The sequence below is a fragment of the Actinomycetospora endophytica genome, assembly GCF_021026375.1.
In the GTDB taxonomy this organism is placed as follows: Bacteria; Actinomycetota; Actinomycetes; order Mycobacteriales; family Pseudonocardiaceae; genus Actinomycetospora; species Actinomycetospora endophytica.
The window spans coordinates 92,035-107,012 of sequence record NZ_JAJNDB010000004.1 but is presented as its reverse complement, the minus strand read 5'-3'; the positions used below and the strand labels follow the sequence as shown (position 1 = coordinate 107,012).

Here is a 14,978-nt window from a genome sequence, read left to right as displayed (position 1 = left end):
CTCAGGAGCCCGGACGGGGCGTGGGCAGGGCGTCGTCGTCGGACGCCGCGCACCGGGTGAGCTCGTCGAGCCAGATCGCGGTCTTGGTCGCGTGGCTGCGTGACGGCGCGACGCCCTGGGAGGCGAGGAAGCGGGTGACCTCCTCGGCGACCCGACCGGCCGACTCGGGCGGGCAGCGGGTGGAGAACTCGACGAGCTCGCGGCCGCTCGGGTAGCGGCAGTGCTCGAGGTGGGCGCGCCCGGCGCGGAACCGGCTGTCGGGGACGCCGACGCGGCTCACCCGCAGCGGGCCGTGCACGACCAGGCTGGTGGCGAGGGCGGCGGCGGGCAGGCTCCCCGCGGCCGCGCGCATCCACTCCTCCTGCTCACCGGTGAGCAGCTCGCGGGGGAACGCGCTCCCGGCGGCGACCGCCTCGGCCAGCGAGGCGTCGACGTCGCGGCGCAGCTCGACGGTGTGCCACACCGCGCCGGGCAGCACGTCGAACTCGACGCGCGCCCCCGGCGGCTGCGGGCGCCGGGCCCCGCCGTGGCGGCGCCGCGCCCGGACCGTGAGGTCGTGACGCCCCCGGGCACGCCGTCGCAGCCGCATCTCCACCCCGGACCGGGCGAAGTCCAGGTCGGGGGTGTCGAGCAGGTACACCCGGCGCAGCCGCCACCGGCTCGTCGTGCGGCCGGTCAGGGCCGCCGCGGCCGCGTCCGCGGCCGGGCCGAGCAGGATCTTGACCTCGACGCTGTCGACGCCCTCGTCGACGATGCGCTGCCAGTCGTCGGACCGCGGTGACGGGAACACCCGGGCCTGTTCCGAGCGACGACCCATCACACCCCCAGATGTCGAAAACCCGCGAGAACCCGTCCCCGACACGGGCATCGCGCTGAGGGCCACGCCGGTATCGACGTCGCGCGTGGCCCGACCGTCCTTGGCTCGAACGGCGAAACGGGCTGATCACCGTGGAAGGGCAGCCCGACTCAGGTCATCCTAACCCAGTGCCCCGGCCGGGGAACGGCGTTCACACACGACGCCCCACCAGCGCCAGCAGCTCGTCGCGCGGCGACGGCGAGCGCGGCCGGACCGCCCGGGCGAACAGGCCCGGCCCCGTGAGCATGATCGGGTCGGTGCGGATGTAGGCCAGCGCCGCCTCGACGCCGGCGGCGTCGAGCTCCTCGTCCAGCCCCGCGCCCCGCGCGAGGTCCCACTCGTGCACGGTGAGGTCGACGAGCATCTGGACCGCGTACTCCTCGACGTCGAGCCATCCGAACGACACGTGCACCCGCGGGGCGTGCGACCCCGTCGCGCGCCATGCCGCCCGCGACGGCTCCGCGGCCCGGTCCCAGGCGCTCACGGGGTCGTCGCCGACCAGGTCGCCGTCGAAGCGGTCGCCGACCTCGTCCATCGTCCGGCCGGCCAGGATGAGCGGGGCCCACCGGTGCTCGGAGCACAGGTGGTTGACCAGGTCCCGGACGGTCCAGGCGTCGCACGGAGTCGGGGCGTCCCAGGCGCCGGACGGGACGGCGTGCACCCGTGCCCCGAACCGGTCGACGGCCGCCGGGATCAGCGTCCGGGCGTCCGCGCCGGGAGGGCTCACTTCTCGACGATCCAGGTGTAGGTGTCCGAGGGTCCCGGGTCGCCGTGGCGGTGGACGGCCTTCCAGGCGCCGTCCTCCCGGCGGAAGACGGTGGTGGCGCGCAGCGCGATCGACCGCGGCGGGCCACCCTCCATCGACAGCGTCACGCGCTCGATCGCGACGAGGTACCCGAGGTCGCCGCTGGTCCCGGCGGCCAGCACCTCGCAGTCGTAGGCCGTGCAGTCCGAGAACGTGTCCGCGAGCTGCCCGAACACGGTCGAGACCGCCGGCCAGCCGTGCGTGGTGATCGCGGCGCCGAAGAGGGTGACCGGGTCCTCGTGCGACCACAGCGCCCGGCGCGGCGCGGCGTCCCCGTTGTGCAGTGCGGTGTCCGCCTCGACCAGCCGCGGCACGACGGCGTCGAGGAATTCGTCGACCTCAGTCATGGCCGATCCCGATGTCGAGGAGGATTCCCTGGTCGGGGCATCGTAGCGAGGCCCCGGGCGGGACACACCCGACGAGACGGCGAGGGAGGCACGACCGTGACCGACGAGCACGACGTCCGCCGGCTGGCCCTCGCGCTCGACGGCGTCGAGGAGATCGAGAGCGACGGGTTCGACTTCCGGGTCGGCGGCCGCGGCTTCGTGTGGTCGTATCCGGAGCGCCAGGGGTCGGGACGGCGGGTGCTGCGCACCGACATCGCCGTGCTGTTCGTCGGCGACGAGGCGGAACGGCAGGCCCTGGTCCTCGGCGAGCCCGACCTGTTCTTCTCGACCCCCGCCTACGAACGCTTCCCGCTGGTGATGGTGCGCCTCGGACGCGTCGACATCGGCCGCCTGACGGAACTGGTCACCGACGCCTGGCGGATGCGGACGGAGGCATGACTGCTCCATCAGTGTGATCCTGGCCCGCCCGGCCGCAACTGAGCGTCACACTCGGGCGCTCACGCCGCGGCGGCCCAGGGAGGACGGGACGCATGACCCTCGTTCTGCACGACGATCTCTTCGACGCCCAGTTCGTCCGGGCCCTCGCCTACGTCCGCTCCGGCGGGGCGGAGGTCGGCGAGTGCATCGGGACCGCCCACCGGATCACGACGATGGACCCCGAGCTCTGGTACCGCGAGTGGCTGGCGACCGCCCAGCGGGCCGAGCAGGACGCGGTCGCGAGTTCCCTCGCCGGCGACCGGGCGGGAGCGCGGGGCGCCTACCTCCGCGCGTCCAACTACTACCGCACCGCGGGCCTGTTCCTCATGGGCGCGCCGGTCGACGACCGCTTCCGGCACGCCGCCGCCCGGCAGACCGACACGTTCCGCAGCGGCGCGGCGCTGTTCGCCTCGCCGCCGGAGATCCTCGCGATCCCGTACGAGGGCACCACGCTGCCCGGGTACTTCTTCCGCGCCGCCGACGACGGGCGCCCGCGGCCGACCGTGATCCTCACCAACGGCTACGACGGCACCGTCGAGGAGCTGTACTTCGCCAACGGCGCCGCCGCGCTCGAACGCGGCTACCACGTCCTCGCCTTCGACGGCCCCGGCCAGGGCTCGGTGATCCTCGACCAGGGCATCCCGTTCCGCCCCGACTGGGAGAACGTGGTCACCCCCGTCGTCGACCTGGCCGTCGCGCGCCCCGACGTCGACCCCGACCGGCTGGTGCTGATCGGCTGGAGCTTCGGCGGCTACACCGCGCCGCGCGCGGCCACCGTCGAGCACCGCCTCGCCGCCTGCGTGGCCGACTCCGGGCCGTACGACCTCTACGACGCGGCCGTGTCCCGGATCCCCGGCGCCCTCGCCCACCAGCTCCCCGACGGCAACCGGGTCGCCCTGGCCCTGCTGGACCGGGCTCTGGACTCGACCATGCACAAGCCCTCGGCCGGGTGGGCGCTGCGCCGCAACCTCTGGGTCCACGGCGTCGACGACCCGATGGCCTTCCTGGAGATCGCGCCCCAGTACACGCTCAAGGGCCGCGAGCACCTGATCCGCTGCCCCACCTTCGTCTGCCACACCGCCGGCGACGACATCAGCGCCGACGCCCGGGCCATGGCGGACGCCCTGACGTGTCCCCACGAGTACGTCGAGTTCGGTGACGACGACGACGTCAGCGGCCACTGCGAGATGACCGGGCGCGCGGTCTTCCACGAGCACCTGTTCCGCTGGCTGGCCGGGGTGCTCCGCGAGACCCGGGAGCCGGCGCTCGCGCGGGAGAACGGCCAGTGACCCGCTCCCGGCTCAGCGGTGCTCCGGGTTCGCGAAGTCGAACCGGCACCCGGCGTCCCACTCCGAGCGCTGGTTGCCGTGGGCCGGGATGCCACCGCGGTCCTTGAGCATCCGCGCCACGTGCAGCAGGTTCCAGGTCATGAACGTGGTGTTCCGGTTGGTGAAGTCGTTCGACGGCCCGCCGGACCCGGGATCGAGGTAGGACGGGCCGGGGCCGGCCTCGCCGATCCAGCCGGCGTCGGCCTGCGGCGGAATCGTGTACCCGAGGTGCTGGAGGCTGTAGAGCACGTTCATCGCGCAGTGCTTCACGCCGTCCTCGTTGCCGGTGATCAGGCAGCCGCCGACCCGGCCGTAGTAGGCGTACTGGCCCGCCTCGTTCAGCAGGTGCGAACAGGCGTAGAGCCGTTCGATGACCAGCTTGGTGACCGAGCTGTTGTCCCCGAGCCAGATCGGGCCGGCGATGACGAGGATGTCCGCGGCCAGCACCCGCCGGTAGAGCGCGGGCCACTCGTCGGTCGCCCAGCCGTGCTCGGTCATGTCCGGCCAGACGCCGACCGCGATGTCGTGGTCGATGGCGCGGATCTGGTCGACCTGCACGCCCTGCTTCTCGAGGATGCCGACGCTGAGGTCCACCAGTCCCTGGGTGTTGCTCACCTCGGGCGAGCGCTTGAGGGTGCAGTTCACGAACAGCGCCGACAGATCTTCGTACTCGGGCACGGCTGCCTCCCCCTCGACCGCGGCACGTCCGCCGCGCGTCCCGACGCGGACGATCCTCCCGTCGGGCGCCGGGGGGAACCATCACCTCGCGCCGTGCCCGGGCGGGCACGCGGAGTGGGTCTCCGGGATCAGCGAGCCGGGACCCAGCCCTTCACGAAGGCGAAGTGGTCGTCGAAGCGCAGCAGCGGCGTGTCCCGGTACGAGTGCCGGAACTGGTCGATCCCGGCGCGCAGCTCGTCCTCCGAGAACTCCCCGAGCACCGACATGTACCGGGACTCGAGCATGTGGACGTAGCGCTCGCGCTCGACCGCGGCATGGAAGGTCCGGTAGCTGACCGACGAGCGCAGGCCGGCCGCGGCGACCATGTCCGCGATCTCGGTCGGGTCGGGCTGCAGCTGCTCGAACCGCTCGTGCGCCTCGGCGAAGAGCGGGTGCTGGATGGACTTCGGGAGCATGACGATCAGGACCCGCCCGTGGCCCGACAGCAGGCCGGCGAGGCCGTCGAACGTGGCCCGCCGGTCCGGCATGTGGTGGATCGACTCCTTGAGGAGGATCGCGTCCAGCGGGCCGCCGTCCGGGAGCGCGACCCGCCCGGAGGCCAGGTCCTCCGCCTCGGCGAGCAGCGGCTGCAGGCCGGGCGAGGCCGGGATCTGGTCGAGCATGGCGCGGACCGGGTCGACACAGAGGATGGGGCGGGTCGGCCGGACGTCCTCGTAGAGCCGGCGGGTGTAGAGCCCGGTGCCGCACCCGATGTCGGCGATGGCGTCCGAGGCGGTCAGCCGCAGCGCGTCGGTGATCGCGTGGGAGAAGCCCCGCACGTAGTCGGGGTTGTAGGTCCAGTGCTCGTTGTAGGTGGCGGCGATCCGCTCGTAGTGCTCGACGGTCCGGTCCATGACGGCTCCCCTCATGGGTACCGACAGCGCTGTCGGTGGCGCAGAGCGTGACAGGTCGGCGGACCGGACGCCCGGGGTCGGCGACGCGGCCCCGGGCAGTCCCTAACCCGCTACGGCTGCTGTCGGCGGCGTGCCCGCGCGCCGTGGGCCGCGACCTTGCTGCGGTTGCCGCAGAGATCCATGCTGCACCAGCGCCGGGTGTGGCTCCGCGACGTGTCGAGGAACATCAGCACGCAGGTGTCGTGGTTGGCGCAGCGCCGCAGCAGCCGGGCGCGGTCGCCGACCAGCAACCGGGCGCCCGCGTCGGCGAGCAACCAGGGCAGGGCCGTGGCGTCGGCTGTGAGGTCGACCGCCGGCCGGAGCCGCAGGTCGTCGCCCGGGAGACCGCGCAGTTCGCTCCCGGGCCCCGTACGCAGCACCGCGTTCAGCGAGGCCACCGCCTCGTCCGGCACCGGCTCGCCCGTCACGACCGCGTCGAAGCCCGCCTTCAGCGCGCCCCGCAGCGCGATCGCGGTGGCGTGGACCGTCGGGGCGATCCGGTCCGGGACGCCGAACTCCTCCCCCAGCCCCGACGCTGCGACCCACCCGGCCAGGTCGGCGGGCGCGGGCAGCCGGTCGACCGGCGCGCCGCCGTCGACCAGCACCGTGTTGACGAAGTCCAGCGCGACGTCACCGCCGAGGAAGACGAAGGGGTGCTCCGGGGCTTGTTCATCCATCACTAACCTGCAATCGTACTCCAAGACGGTTAGTTCACTGGGCAGTGATCGGGAGACATCATGGCACTGGGCACCGGGCACGTCGGGATCAACGTCACCGACCTCGACCGTTCGCGGCGGTTCTACCTGGAGGTTCTCGGGCTCGAGCTCCTCGGCGAGTCCACCGAGGACGGCCGGCGGTTCGCCTTCCTCGGCAACCCGGACGTCAGCTCCGAGGTCTTCCTGGACCGGCTCGCGATCACGCTCTGGGAGCAGAGCACCGGGACGTTCTCCACCCACGCCCCGGGGCTGCACCACCTGGCCTTCCACGTGGACTCGGTCTCCGACGTCGAGCGCGTCCGTGACCGGGTGCAGAGCCTGGGCGTCGAGCTGCTCCACGGCGGCGAGATCGTCCCCCACAGCACCGAGTTCGACTCCGGCGGCATCTTCTTCCTCGACCCCGACGGGACGCGGCTCGAGGTGTGCGCGCCCGCCGGGGTCGCGACCGAGCGGGCCGTCACCGGCGCCGCGCCGTCCTGCGGCTTCTTCGGCTGACGTGCCCGACGACGGGTTCCACGAGGGCGAGCTGCTGGTCCAGCGGCGGGCCGGGGTCGCTGCCGAGGCCCAGCGCCTCGCGGGGATGGTCAGCTCGGCGCACCTCAGCGGCGGCATGGCGCGCTTCGTCGCCGAGCGCGACCTGGTGTTCGTCACCGCCGAGGACGACCAGGGGCACCTCTGGACCTCACCGGTGTTCGGGCCGCCCGGGTTCGCCGCGGGGCACGACCGGGCCCTGACGATGTCCCGCACGGTGGCCGCGGACGACCCGCTGCGGGACCTGCCGGTCGGCCGACCGGTGGGGGTGCTGCTCGTCGACTTCGCCCGGCGTCGCCGGCTGCGCGTCAACGGGACGGTGAGCGAGTCCGGACCGGACCGGCTCGCGGTCGTCGTCGAGCAGGCCTACGGGAACTGCCCGCGCTACATCCACCCCCGTCGGCTCGTCGGGATCGGTGACGACCACGACGACGACGGGGAGGCGCACGCTCGTCGGAGCACGCGGCTCGCACCCGAGGACGTCGACCAGATCGTGCACGCGGACACGTTCGTCCTGGGCACGCACCACCCGGAGCGGGGCGCGGACGCGTCCCACCGGGGTGGGGAGCCGGGCTTCGTGCGCCACGAGGACGGCGAGCTGTGGTGGCCGGACTATCCCGGCAACAACCTGTTCAACAGCCTCGGCAACCTCGCCGTCGACCCGGCCGCGTCCCTGTTGTTCCTCGACCTCGACCGGGGCGCGGTCCTGCAGCTGTCCGGGCGGGCGAGCGTCGAGTGGGACGCCGACGAGGAGACCGGGCGGCGGGTGCGCTTCACGCCCGAGCTGGTGGTCTCGTCCCACGTGCCCTACCGGGCGGACCAGGACTGAGCCCGCTACGCGAAGTGCTCGAGGAGCATCTCCGTCGTGCGGGCCGGGGCGTGCGCGGGAATCCAGTGCCCGACCCGCGGGATCCGCTCGTAGCGCCAGGACCCCGCGACGTAGCGCTGCGAGTCGGTCATCTGCCGCTCGGTCAGCGCGAGGTCGCCGTCGCTCCAGACCCCCAGCACCGGGCATCGGATCGCCGGCATCTCGAGCGGCCCCCCGGTCGCGGCGTAGATCTCCGGGGGCATCCCGGCGCGGTACCAGTTCAGCCCGGCGGTGAGCGCCCCCGGACGGTCGAGGTCCGCCAGCTGCTGGTCGACGAGAGGATCGACCCCGCGCGCCGTGCCGCCGTGGGCCCAGTCGCGGTACCAGTGCCAGTCGTCGGCGGGCATCTGCGTCTCGGCGACCCCCGGGAACTGGAACCAGAGCATGTACCAGGAGAGCTGCTTCTGGACGTAGCCCGCACCCGCGAACGCGTGCGGGTGGCCGACCGAGAAGGCGGCGAGACGACTCACCCGCCCCGGCGCGAACGCCGTCAGTGCCCAGGCCACCGCCGCACCCCAGTCGTGGGCGGCGACGCGGACCTCGCCGACGCCCAGGTGGTCGAGCAGCGCGAGGAGGTCACCGATGACCGTCCGCACCCCGTAGGCCCCGACCTCCGCCGGCCGGTCGCTGTCGCCGAAGCCGCGCAGGTCCGGGGCGATGACCCGGTATCCCTGCTCGGCCAGGCCCTCGATCTGGTGCTGCCACAACGTCGCGCGGTCGGGGAAGCCGTGCAGGAGCAGGACCGCCGGCCCCTCACCGCCCTCGACGACGTTGAGCGTGATCCCGTCGAGCGCGACGCGATGGGTGGTCAGGGCGACCGGCACGACCGATCTCCTCCCGGGGGGTCGACGACAGTGCCCGCCACCCTGGCAGGGCCCGGCCGCCCCGGCGACGGGGCCGGTGATCAGGACGGGACGTGCTGCCGACCGCGTACGACGACGAGGCGGACCTTGCGGAGCGCGTGGAGATCGGCCAGCGGGTCGGCGTCGAGCACGACCAGGTCGGCGCTGTGGCCGGTCTCGAGGCGACCGACGTGGTGGGCCTGGCCGACGGCCGCGGCGGCCCGGGTCGTCGCGGTCGCGAGGGCCTGTGCGCGCGACCACCCCGCCGCCTCGAAGAGCGTGATCGCGTCGACGAGGTCGTCGAAGTAGCCCTGGCCCACCCCGGCGTCGTTGCCGGCGATCAGCGGGATGCCGCGCTCCGCGTCCCAGGCGAACTTCTCCAGCTGGAGCTCGAGCCCCGCCTCGGCGGTCCAGGACTCCCAGCCGCGGGCCCGGGTGGGGACGATGGCCGCCCCGGACGCGGCGACGAGATCGGCGACCTCGGGCGAGAGGTCGTGGCGGGCCTTGCCGTCGGCGCCCGGCGGGGCCTGCCAGCCGCCGTGCTCGATGGTGTCGACGCCCGCGCGGGCACACCGCGCCATCGCCTCGGTGCCGTGGGCGTGCCCGGCCACGGGCAGGCCCCGCTCGTGCGCGGCCTCGACGACGACGGCGAGATCGCGGTCTCCGAACTGGCTCTGCCACATGGGTGCGCCGGTCGGGGTCAGGTGGCCGCCGCTCGCCATGATCTTGATGAGGTCGGCGCCGGCGTCGGCCCGCTCGTCGACCGCCGCGCGCACGACCCGTTCGGCGTCGTCCCCGCTGGTGTCGATCTCGCCGCCGAGGAACCAGCAGTGGCCTCCGGGCGTCGTCAGCGGCGACATCGCGGACAGGAGGCGTGGGCCCGCGACGTCCCCGGTGGCGGCCTGCGCCCCGAACGCCGCCACGAGCCCGGCCTGGTCGCCGAGGTCCCGGGCGGTGGTGACGCCGCCGTCGAGCGCCGCCCGCGCGTTCGCCGCGATGGTCGCCCGCACCGCGTCCGCGTCCCCGGCCTCGAGGGCGGTGCGCGGATCGGTGGTGACGTCGAACGCGAGGTGGAGGTGGGCGTTGATCAGCCCGGGGATGACCGTTCCCATCGGGAACTCGAGGTGGTCGACGGCGCCCGCGGTCCGCTCGAGCTCGCTCGCCGGCCCCACGGCGGCGACCACGCCGTCGCGCAGCAGCACCCCACCCTGTTCGAGCGGCTCCCGCTCCGGGTCGGTGATCACCCGCCGGGCCGTGATCAGCGTGCCGGAGCCGCGGTCGGGCGAGGAGTCGGTCGCGTCGGACATCGCCGCCGAGCCTGACAGACCGCGTTCACTCCGGTCACTCGGAGTGGCCTACGAGGCGCGTGCTCTCCTGACGGCCCCACGGTTTCCTGCTCCCGCCCCCTCCCCTCGGCCCATGATCACCGGGATGACGAGGATGTGAGGGCTGGGCGGGCAGATCCTCGTCATCCTGGTGATCAAGGAACTCGGTCGCGCCAGACCACTTCCCACCCTCCACGCGCGGCACGACCCCGGACCGGCGGCGCTCACCCCCGGACGTGCTTGGCCCGGCTCGACCGCGTCCGGGTCGCCGCGAGATCGGGTGCGGCGTCGGCGAGCCGACCGAGCACCATCCGCCAGGCGTTGTGCATGAACCTGGCCTGCTCGGGGGTGTCCACCAGCTGGTTCACCTCGACCCGGCAGCCCTCCGCCGTCTCGAGGATGTGGGCGTACGCGCGGTGCTCGCCACCGGGCACCGGGACGACGTCGTCGTCGGCGAGGTCCCACCACATCACGATCAGCTCCGGCGCGACGGTCAGCTCGTAGCGCCCCCGCACCTGCGTGCCCCACTCCATGGTCGCCGCGAAGTGCCCGTCGGAGATCCGGACCGGGACGCCGAGCCAGCGGCTGTAGACCTCGGCATCGGTCAGCGCGGTGAACGCGGTCTCCCGGGAGCAGGGCAGGTCCACCGTCGCGACGACCGCGATGGCGGTCCGGGCGCTCGCCCGCTCGCGCTCCGGGAGGTCGTCGGCCGGCTCCCACCGGTCACCCGGGCCGACGAGCAGCCGCTGCAGCCCGTCGAGCACCTCCCGGCGGGCCCGGTAGCGCCGGAAGCTGCCGTCCACTCGCATCGCGACGAGACCGGCGTCCCGGAGCACCTTGAGGTGCTCGGAGACCGTCGGGGCACTGACGTGCACCCCCGCCGCGATCTCCCCGGCCGCCCGCTCCCGATCGCCGATCAGCCACAGGATCTCCCGGCGCACCGGCGAGCTGAGGGCGTGCAGCACCCGTTGGACCTCGTCCACACCCACCACCCTTGACTCCCGGTTTCGGTCGCACTCTAATTCGGTGCTACTCGAAACAGCGCGTTCGACGTTCGACCGGCAGGGAGACCATGAACACCTGGGAACTGATCGCGACCGAACGCGCCCGGCTCGTCGAGGCACTCACGAAGCTCGAGGACGACCAGTGGACGGTGCCCTCGCTGTGCACCGGCTGGAGCACCAAGGACACCCTGGCCCACATCGTCTCCACCGCGGAGATGACGCCGCCGAAGTTCTTCGCCGGGCTCGCGGGCAGCGGGTTCTCCTTCGGCAAGCTCATGGCCCGCAACGTCGCCACCGTCGGCGCCGACCCGGTCCCCCGGCTGCTGGAGCGTCTGGAGTCCAAGGTGCACGACCGCAACTCTCCCCCGGGGCCCACGTCGTCGTGGCTGGTGGAGACGGTCGCGCACGGTGAGGACATCGCCTACCCCACCGGCACGACGATCGCGCACTCCGAGGAGGCCCTCGTCGCCGCCGCCGACGCCGCCAAGGACACCCAGCCGCTGCTCGGCGCCAAGAAGCGCGTGGCCGGGCTGCGGCTGCGGGCCGAGGACGTCGACTGGACCGCCGGGGACGGCCCCGAGGTGCACGGCCCGATCCGGACGCTGATCCTCGCCATGGTCGGACGCCCGCCGGTGCTCGGCGACCTCAAGGGGGACGGCGTGCCGACCCTGCAGGCGCGCTCCTGACGGCCTGGTCAGGAGTCGACCAGCCAGGACAGCCAGCGCCCCCGCGACCAGCAGCGACCGAGCGCCTCGCTGCCCGGCGCCGGGCCGCCGAAGAGCGTCAGCCCGACGATGCTGTGCCCCGAGGCGGGCCGGTCGCCGAGCGTCGGGACACCGGGAGCCACCCCGACCCCCTCCACCGACACCCACGCCACCACCCGCGCGACGGCCGCGTCCTCGAGGCGGTCCACGAACCGCAGGCGCTTCTCGGGCCGCAGCCGCGACAGCGCCCACGTCGTCATGACGACGCGCAGGGCGTCGGCCGGCACCGCCGCGAGGGCGTCGGACAGCCCGGCGATCGGGTCGTGCTCGACGGCGGCCCGGGTGACGACGTCGGGCAGCGGTCGCGCCGGGATCGGGCGATCGCCGACGACGGCGGCGGTGTGCTGCTCGGGGGCGGACGGGTCGCCCAGTGACCGGCCGTCGTCGTAGGTGATGCCGACCCGGTCCACGGCGAGGTTCGGCCCGGCCGAGCGCCCGACCCCGATCAGCCCGATCGCCGTCGCGCCGACCCGGCCCGCCGCCTCGGCGACGGCCGGGTACAGCACGGCGCAGCATCCGGCCTCACGGTCCCGACCCTCGGCGTCGACGCCCCGCGCACCCGTCCCCGGCACCCTGCGAATCCTAGTGACGGACGGAGCGCCGAATCCGGGTCCGGGGCGCGGAATCGGGAGGAGGATGAACGGTGGAGCCGGGACCCGACAGGAGCCACCCGGCCTGATGCGGGAGTCCTCCGATGAATGTTGCCGTGATCGTGATCGTCGTCGCCGTCCTGCTCGTGGTGATCCTGATGTCCACCTCGCTGCGGCTGGTGCAGCAGTACGAGCGGGGGATCGTCCTGCGATTCGGCCGTCTGCTGCCCGCCGTCCGCCAGCCCGGGCTCACGGCGATGATCCCCGTGGCAGACCGGATGCGGAAGGTGTCGATCCAGACCGTGGTGCTCGACGTGCCGTCGCAGGGCACGATCACGCGGGACAACGTGACGATCGGCGTCGACGCGGTCGTCTACTTCCGGGTGGACGACCCGGTCCGGGCCGTGATCAACGTCGAGAACTACATCCAGGCCACGTCCCAGGTCGCGCAGACGTCCCTGCGCTCGGTGATCGGCCGCTCCGACCTCGACACGCTGCTGTCCGACCGCGCGCGGATCAACTCGGAACTGCGGGACGTCATCGACGCCCCGACCGAGGACTGGGGCATCACCGTGGAGCGCGTGGAGATCAAGGACATCTCCCTGCCCGAGAGCATGCGGCGCTCGATGTCGCGTCAGGCCGAGGCGGAGCGCGACCGGCGGGCGCGGGTGATCGCCGCGGACGGCGAGCTCCAGGCCTCGACCAAGCTCTCGCAGGCCGCCGGCGCCATGAGCGCCACCCCCGGGGCGCTGCAGCTGCGTCTGCTGCAGACCGTGACCGACGTGGCCGCGGAGAAGAACAGCACCCTGGTGATGCCGTTCCCGGTCGAGCTGCTGCGGTTCTTCGAGCACATGACCGGCCGTCAGGAGAGCGCCGACGGCCCGGCGGTGGAGGAGGCGACCGAGGAGATCACCGACGGAGCCTCGCCGAACGGCGCGGTGCCGGTGCCCGACGTCGCGCCCGGGATCACCAGAGGCGACCAGGAAGATCGTCCGTGAGCTTGGACAGCTCGTCGCGGCCGACGCAGGCGTACGCCGCGGCGACCCGCTCGTCGTACTCGCCCAGCGTGAGCCGCCCGTGCCCGAGGGCGCGCGTGAGCCGCTCGACCACCAGCTCACGCTCGCGGTCCGAGGCCCGCGTCCCGCTGGGCTCGCCGTCCATCGTCCACTCCTACGGTCGTCGACCAGCCTACGAGCGTGGAGCAGCCCACCCCGGTGATGATGGCCCCGCCACGGGCCCGACCACGGAGGTCAGGATCGCGCGGACCTGGTCGACCCCGTAGGAGCCGGGCAGGCAGTAGGCCCGGATGAACAGCCCGTCGACGGCCGCGGACGCCGACTCCGCCCGGGCCGGGTCGAGCCGGCAGCACGAGGTGAAGAACCCGGTCAGCGCCGCGGCCCACCGTTCGTACTCGCGCTGCCAGCGCTCGCCCCGCCCGGCGAGCATGAACAGCTCGTACTCGGCCGCCGCCGACGCGCGGGTCCCGGGCTGACCGGTCCCCGCGATGACCTCGGCGAGCGCGTCCAGCGGGTCCGGCGCCTCGCCGCAGCGCTCCAGGGCCGCGACGTAGCCGTCGTTGACCTCGCACAAGGTGGCGAGCAGGAGCTCGTCGACGGTCGGGAAGTAGTAGGCGACCGCGCTCGGGGGGACGCCCGCCTCCGCCGCCACGACCCGCTGGCTGACGCCGGGCACCCCGACCCGCCCGATGGTGCGGACGCAGGCCTCGATCAGGGCCCGACGACGCCGCTGCCCCTTCAGGAGCCGGCCGTCGGTCGTCGGCTCCGACATCTCAGTGCGCCCCGCCCAGCTCGAGCGCCAGGACGCCACCGATCACCAGGACGACCCCGCCGACCTGGACCCAGCTCAGGCTCTCCCCGAGGAACCCGGCCCCGATGACCGCGACCAGCGCCACCCCCGCCGCCGCCCACGTCCCGTACGCGACGCCGAGGGCGAGTCCGCGGGTCAGCGCCTGGGACAGCAGCGCGAACGCGGCGACGTAGCCGATCACGACGACGACCGACGGCACCACTCGGCTGAACCCGTCGGAGAGCCGCAGCGAGACGGTGGCGGCCACCTCCGACACGATCGCCAGCGCCAGGAACACGTACGGCACGCCGGCATCCTCCGAGAAAGTTGAGCGAACGCCCCAGATACTACCTGAGCGATCGCTCACCATCCCTACTCGACGCCTGGCTGATCGCCCTGCTCGGCCCGGACCACGTTCCGGGGCACGCCGCGCAGGCGCCGGCCGACGTTGACGATCAGCTGCGTCGTCGCGAGGACGGCGACGACCGCCCAGATCGCGGCGCCGACGGTCACCACCGGCACCGCGACCGACGGCACGACACCCGCCGTCGCCAGCGTGACGCCGCCGATCACCAGGCGGGTGGGCCGCTCGGCGATGACGACCAGGCCCTTCTCCGACATGCCCTCCGCGGCCGCGCTCGCCCGGATCGACTCGTCGAGCAGGGTCAGCGCACCGGCCGCAGCGCAGACCGGCCCCGGGGCACCGAGGAACCAGAGCCCGACGAGCATGCTCAGGTCGCCGACGCGGTCGACCAGCTGGTCCAGGATCCGACCCCAGGCCGTCGCGGAGTCGGTCAGCTCCGCGACCGCGCCGTCGATCCCGTCGAGCAGCGCGACGAGCACGACGAGGACCGCCGCGAGCAGCGGCCACCGGCCGCCGAGGGACGCGACGACGCTGACCGCGACCGCCCCGACGCCGCCGAGGCCCGTGATCCACGTGGGCGCGACACCGCGGCGCGCCAGCGGGGCGCCGAGCCGGTGGGCGGTCCGCAGCCACAGCAACGTGGGCCGCGACGACCGGACGTCGTACCCGCCGTGGGCCCGTGACCAGCGGTCGAGGTAGGCCTCGAGGTCATCGACGTCCATGCGTCACCCTCGCGGCGCTCGTC

Annotated in this window: 20 protein-coding genes; 6 read left to right on the top strand and 14 right to left on the bottom strand. The window is 73.6% G+C overall.

Features of this window, described 5'->3' with window-relative positions:
• Position 1: 1 nt before the first annotated feature.
• From LQ327_RS18690 to LQ327_RS18680, 3 genes are all read right to left on the bottom strand, one after another.
• Positions 2 to 817, bottom strand: coding sequence for a hypothetical protein (locus tag LQ327_RS18690; protein WP_230736489.1), 816 nt, complete (start codon positions 815 to 817; stop codon positions 2 to 4).
• Between the two features lie 190 nt (positions 818 to 1,007).
• Complete coding sequence (locus LQ327_RS18685) at positions 1,008 to 1,583, bottom strand: TIGR03086 family metal-binding protein (RefSeq protein WP_230736487.1); 576 nt, start codon at positions 1,581 to 1,583, stop codon at positions 1,008 to 1,010.
• The gene (locus tag LQ327_RS18680; RefSeq protein WP_230736485.1) at positions 1,580 to 2,008 is read right to left on the bottom strand and encodes a YybH family protein; all 429 of its coding nucleotides are present in this window, start codon (positions 2,006 to 2,008) and stop codon (positions 1,580 to 1,582) included. Before LQ327_RS18680 ends, LQ327_RS18685 begins: the two co-directional genes overlap by 4 nt.
• Before the next feature lie 96 nt (positions 2,009 to 2,104).
• Here LQ327_RS18680 and LQ327_RS18675 point away from each other — a divergent pair, with 96 nt between their 5' ends.
• Both LQ327_RS18675 and LQ327_RS18670 read left to right on the top strand, forming a co-directional pair.
• A complete protein-coding gene (locus LQ327_RS18675; RefSeq protein ID WP_230736483.1) occupies positions 2,105 to 2,446 on the top strand; it encodes an MmcQ/YjbR family DNA-binding protein in 342 nt (113 codons plus the stop codon).
• Positions 2,447 to 2,538: 92 nt separating this feature from the next.
• Positions 2,539 to 3,774, top strand: coding sequence for an alpha/beta hydrolase family protein (locus LQ327_RS18670; protein ID WP_230736481.1), 1,236 nt, complete (start codon positions 2,539 to 2,541; stop codon positions 3,772 to 3,774).
• 12 nt (positions 3,775 to 3,786) lie between these two features.
• Here LQ327_RS18670 and LQ327_RS18665 read toward each other — a convergent pair whose 3' ends face one another.
• The 3 genes from LQ327_RS18665 to LQ327_RS18655 form a co-directional block, all read right to left on the bottom strand.
• The gene (locus LQ327_RS18665; RefSeq protein WP_230736478.1) at positions 3,787 to 4,491 is read right to left on the bottom strand and encodes a flavodoxin family protein; all 705 of its coding nucleotides are present in this window, start codon (positions 4,489 to 4,491) and stop codon (positions 3,787 to 3,789) included.
• A 128-nt stretch (positions 4,492 to 4,619) separates the two neighbouring features.
• The gene (locus tag LQ327_RS18660) at positions 4,620 to 5,384 is read right to left on the bottom strand and encodes a class I SAM-dependent methyltransferase (RefSeq protein WP_230736476.1); all 765 of its coding nucleotides are present in this window, start codon (positions 5,382 to 5,384) and stop codon (positions 4,620 to 4,622) included.
• A 110-nt stretch (positions 5,385 to 5,494) separates the two neighbouring features.
• Positions 5,495 to 6,100 carry a CGNR zinc finger domain-containing protein gene (locus tag LQ327_RS18655; RefSeq protein ID WP_230736474.1) on the bottom strand — a complete coding sequence of 202 codons (606 nt, stop codon included), beginning with the start codon at positions 6,098 to 6,100 and terminating at the stop codon, positions 5,495 to 5,497.
• A 60-nt stretch (positions 6,101 to 6,160) separates the two neighbouring features.
• Here LQ327_RS18655 and LQ327_RS18650 point away from each other — a divergent pair, with 60 nt between their 5' ends.
• Positions 6,161 to 6,634, top strand: a complete 474-nt coding sequence (locus LQ327_RS18650) for a VOC family protein (RefSeq protein WP_230736472.1) — start codon at positions 6,161 to 6,163, stop codon at positions 6,632 to 6,634.
• A 1-nt stretch (position 6,635) separates the two neighbouring features.
• Entirely contained in the window at positions 6,636 to 7,499 is an 864-nt protein-coding gene (locus tag LQ327_RS18645; RefSeq protein ID WP_230736470.1) for a pyridoxamine 5'-phosphate oxidase family protein, read from the top strand.
• Positions 7,500 to 7,504: 5 nt separating this feature from the next.
• Here the strand turns inward: LQ327_RS18645 and LQ327_RS18640 are convergent, their stop codons facing one another.
• The 3 genes from LQ327_RS18640 to LQ327_RS18630 form a co-directional block, all read right to left on the bottom strand.
• Positions 7,505 to 8,362, bottom strand: a complete 858-nt coding sequence (locus LQ327_RS18640; RefSeq protein WP_230736468.1) for an alpha/beta fold hydrolase — start codon at positions 8,360 to 8,362, stop codon at positions 7,505 to 7,507.
• Positions 8,363 to 8,442: 80 nt separating this feature from the next.
• Positions 8,443 to 9,687: an amidohydrolase family protein gene (locus LQ327_RS18635; RefSeq protein WP_230736466.1), complete on the bottom strand. Its 1,245-nt coding sequence runs from the start codon at positions 9,685 to 9,687 to the stop codon at positions 8,443 to 8,445.
• A gap of 242 nt (positions 9,688 to 9,929) precedes the next feature.
• Positions 9,930 to 10,688: a metalloregulator ArsR/SmtB family transcription factor gene (locus tag LQ327_RS18630; protein ID WP_230736463.1), complete on the bottom strand. Its 759-nt coding sequence runs from the start codon at positions 10,686 to 10,688 to the stop codon at positions 9,930 to 9,932.
• An 89-nt stretch (positions 10,689 to 10,777) separates the two neighbouring features.
• Between LQ327_RS18630 and LQ327_RS18625 the strand changes: the two genes are divergently transcribed.
• Complete coding sequence (locus LQ327_RS18625; RefSeq protein WP_230736461.1) at positions 10,778 to 11,395, top strand: maleylpyruvate isomerase family mycothiol-dependent enzyme; 618 nt, start codon at positions 10,778 to 10,780, stop codon at positions 11,393 to 11,395.
• 8 nt (positions 11,396 to 11,403) lie between these two features.
• Here the strand turns inward: LQ327_RS18625 and LQ327_RS18620 are convergent, their stop codons facing one another.
• Positions 11,404 to 12,045 (bottom strand): DUF2332 family protein, encoded by a 642-nt coding sequence (locus tag LQ327_RS18620; RefSeq protein ID WP_230736459.1) that lies wholly within the window; start codon positions 12,043 to 12,045, stop codon positions 11,404 to 11,406.
• A 122-nt stretch (positions 12,046 to 12,167) separates the two neighbouring features.
• Between LQ327_RS18620 and LQ327_RS18615 the strand changes: the two genes are divergently transcribed.
• Positions 12,168 to 13,061 carry a slipin family protein gene (locus LQ327_RS18615; protein WP_230736457.1) on the top strand — a complete coding sequence of 298 codons (894 nt, stop codon included), beginning with the start codon at positions 12,168 to 12,170 and terminating at the stop codon, positions 13,059 to 13,061.
• Here the strand turns inward: LQ327_RS18615 and LQ327_RS18610 are convergent.
• The 4 genes from LQ327_RS18610 to LQ327_RS18595 all read right to left on the bottom strand — a co-directional run bounded on the left by LQ327_RS18610 (position 13,030) and on the right by LQ327_RS18595 (position 14,955).
• Positions 13,030 to 13,224 (bottom strand): DUF1707 SHOCT-like domain-containing protein, encoded by a 195-nt coding sequence (locus tag LQ327_RS18610; protein ID WP_230736456.1) that lies wholly within the window; start codon positions 13,222 to 13,224, stop codon positions 13,030 to 13,032. The two genes, LQ327_RS18615 and LQ327_RS18610, sit on opposite strands and share 32 nt — an antisense overlap.
• 27 nt (positions 13,225 to 13,251) lie before the next feature.
• Complete coding sequence (locus tag LQ327_RS18605) at positions 13,252 to 13,851, bottom strand: TetR/AcrR family transcriptional regulator (protein WP_230736454.1); 600 nt, start codon at positions 13,849 to 13,851, stop codon at positions 13,252 to 13,254.
• Position 13,852: 1 nt separating this feature from the next.
• Positions 13,853 to 14,176, bottom strand: a complete 324-nt coding sequence (locus tag LQ327_RS18600) for a DMT family transporter (protein WP_230736452.1) — start codon at positions 14,174 to 14,176, stop codon at positions 13,853 to 13,855.
• Between the two features lie 65 nt (positions 14,177 to 14,241).
• Complete coding sequence (locus LQ327_RS18595; RefSeq protein ID WP_230736449.1) at positions 14,242 to 14,955, bottom strand: CDP-alcohol phosphatidyltransferase family protein; 714 nt, start codon at positions 14,953 to 14,955, stop codon at positions 14,242 to 14,244.
• Positions 14,956 to 14,978: the final 23 nt, after the last annotated feature.

Bases quoted from the DNA above. Each gene is read 5' to 3' on its own strand.
- LQ327_RS18595 (WP_230736449.1), bottom strand. From the start codon at position 14,955: ATGGACGTCGATGACCTCGAGGCCTACCTCGACCGCTGGTCACGGGCC.
- LQ327_RS18615 (WP_230736457.1), top strand. From the start codon at position 12,168: ATGAATGTTGCCGTGATCGTGATCGTCGTCGCCGTCCTGCTCGTGGTG.
- LQ327_RS18660 (WP_230736476.1), bottom strand. From the start codon at position 5,384: ATGGACCGGACCGTCGAGCACTACGAGCGGATCGCCGCCACCTACAAC.
- LQ327_RS18690 (WP_230736489.1), bottom strand. From the start codon at position 817: ATGGGTCGTCGCTCGGAACAGGCCCGGGTGTTCCCGTCACCGCGGTCC.
- LQ327_RS18670 (WP_230736481.1), top strand. From the start codon at position 2,539: ATGACCCTCGTTCTGCACGACGATCTCTTCGACGCCCAGTTCGTCCGG.
- LQ327_RS18605 (WP_230736454.1), bottom strand. From the start codon at position 13,851: ATGTCGGAGCCGACGACCGACGGCCGGCTCCTGAAGGGGCAGCGGCGT.
- LQ327_RS18625 (WP_230736461.1), top strand. From the start codon at position 10,778: ATGAACACCTGGGAACTGATCGCGACCGAACGCGCCCGGCTCGTCGAG.
- LQ327_RS18650 (WP_230736472.1), top strand. From the start codon at position 6,161: ATGGCACTGGGCACCGGGCACGTCGGGATCAACGTCACCGACCTCGAC.
- LQ327_RS18635 (WP_230736466.1), bottom strand. From the start codon at position 9,687: ATGTCCGACGCGACCGACTCCTCGCCCGACCGCGGCTCCGGCACGCTG.
- LQ327_RS18610 (WP_230736456.1), bottom strand. From the start codon at position 13,224: ATGGACGGCGAGCCCAGCGGGACGCGGGCCTCGGACCGCGAGCGTGAG.
- LQ327_RS18680 (WP_230736485.1), bottom strand. From the start codon at position 2,008: ATGACTGAGGTCGACGAATTCCTCGACGCCGTCGTGCCGCGGCTGGTC.
- LQ327_RS18655 (WP_230736474.1), bottom strand. From the start codon at position 6,100: ATGGATGAACAAGCCCCGGAGCACCCCTTCGTCTTCCTCGGCGGTGAC.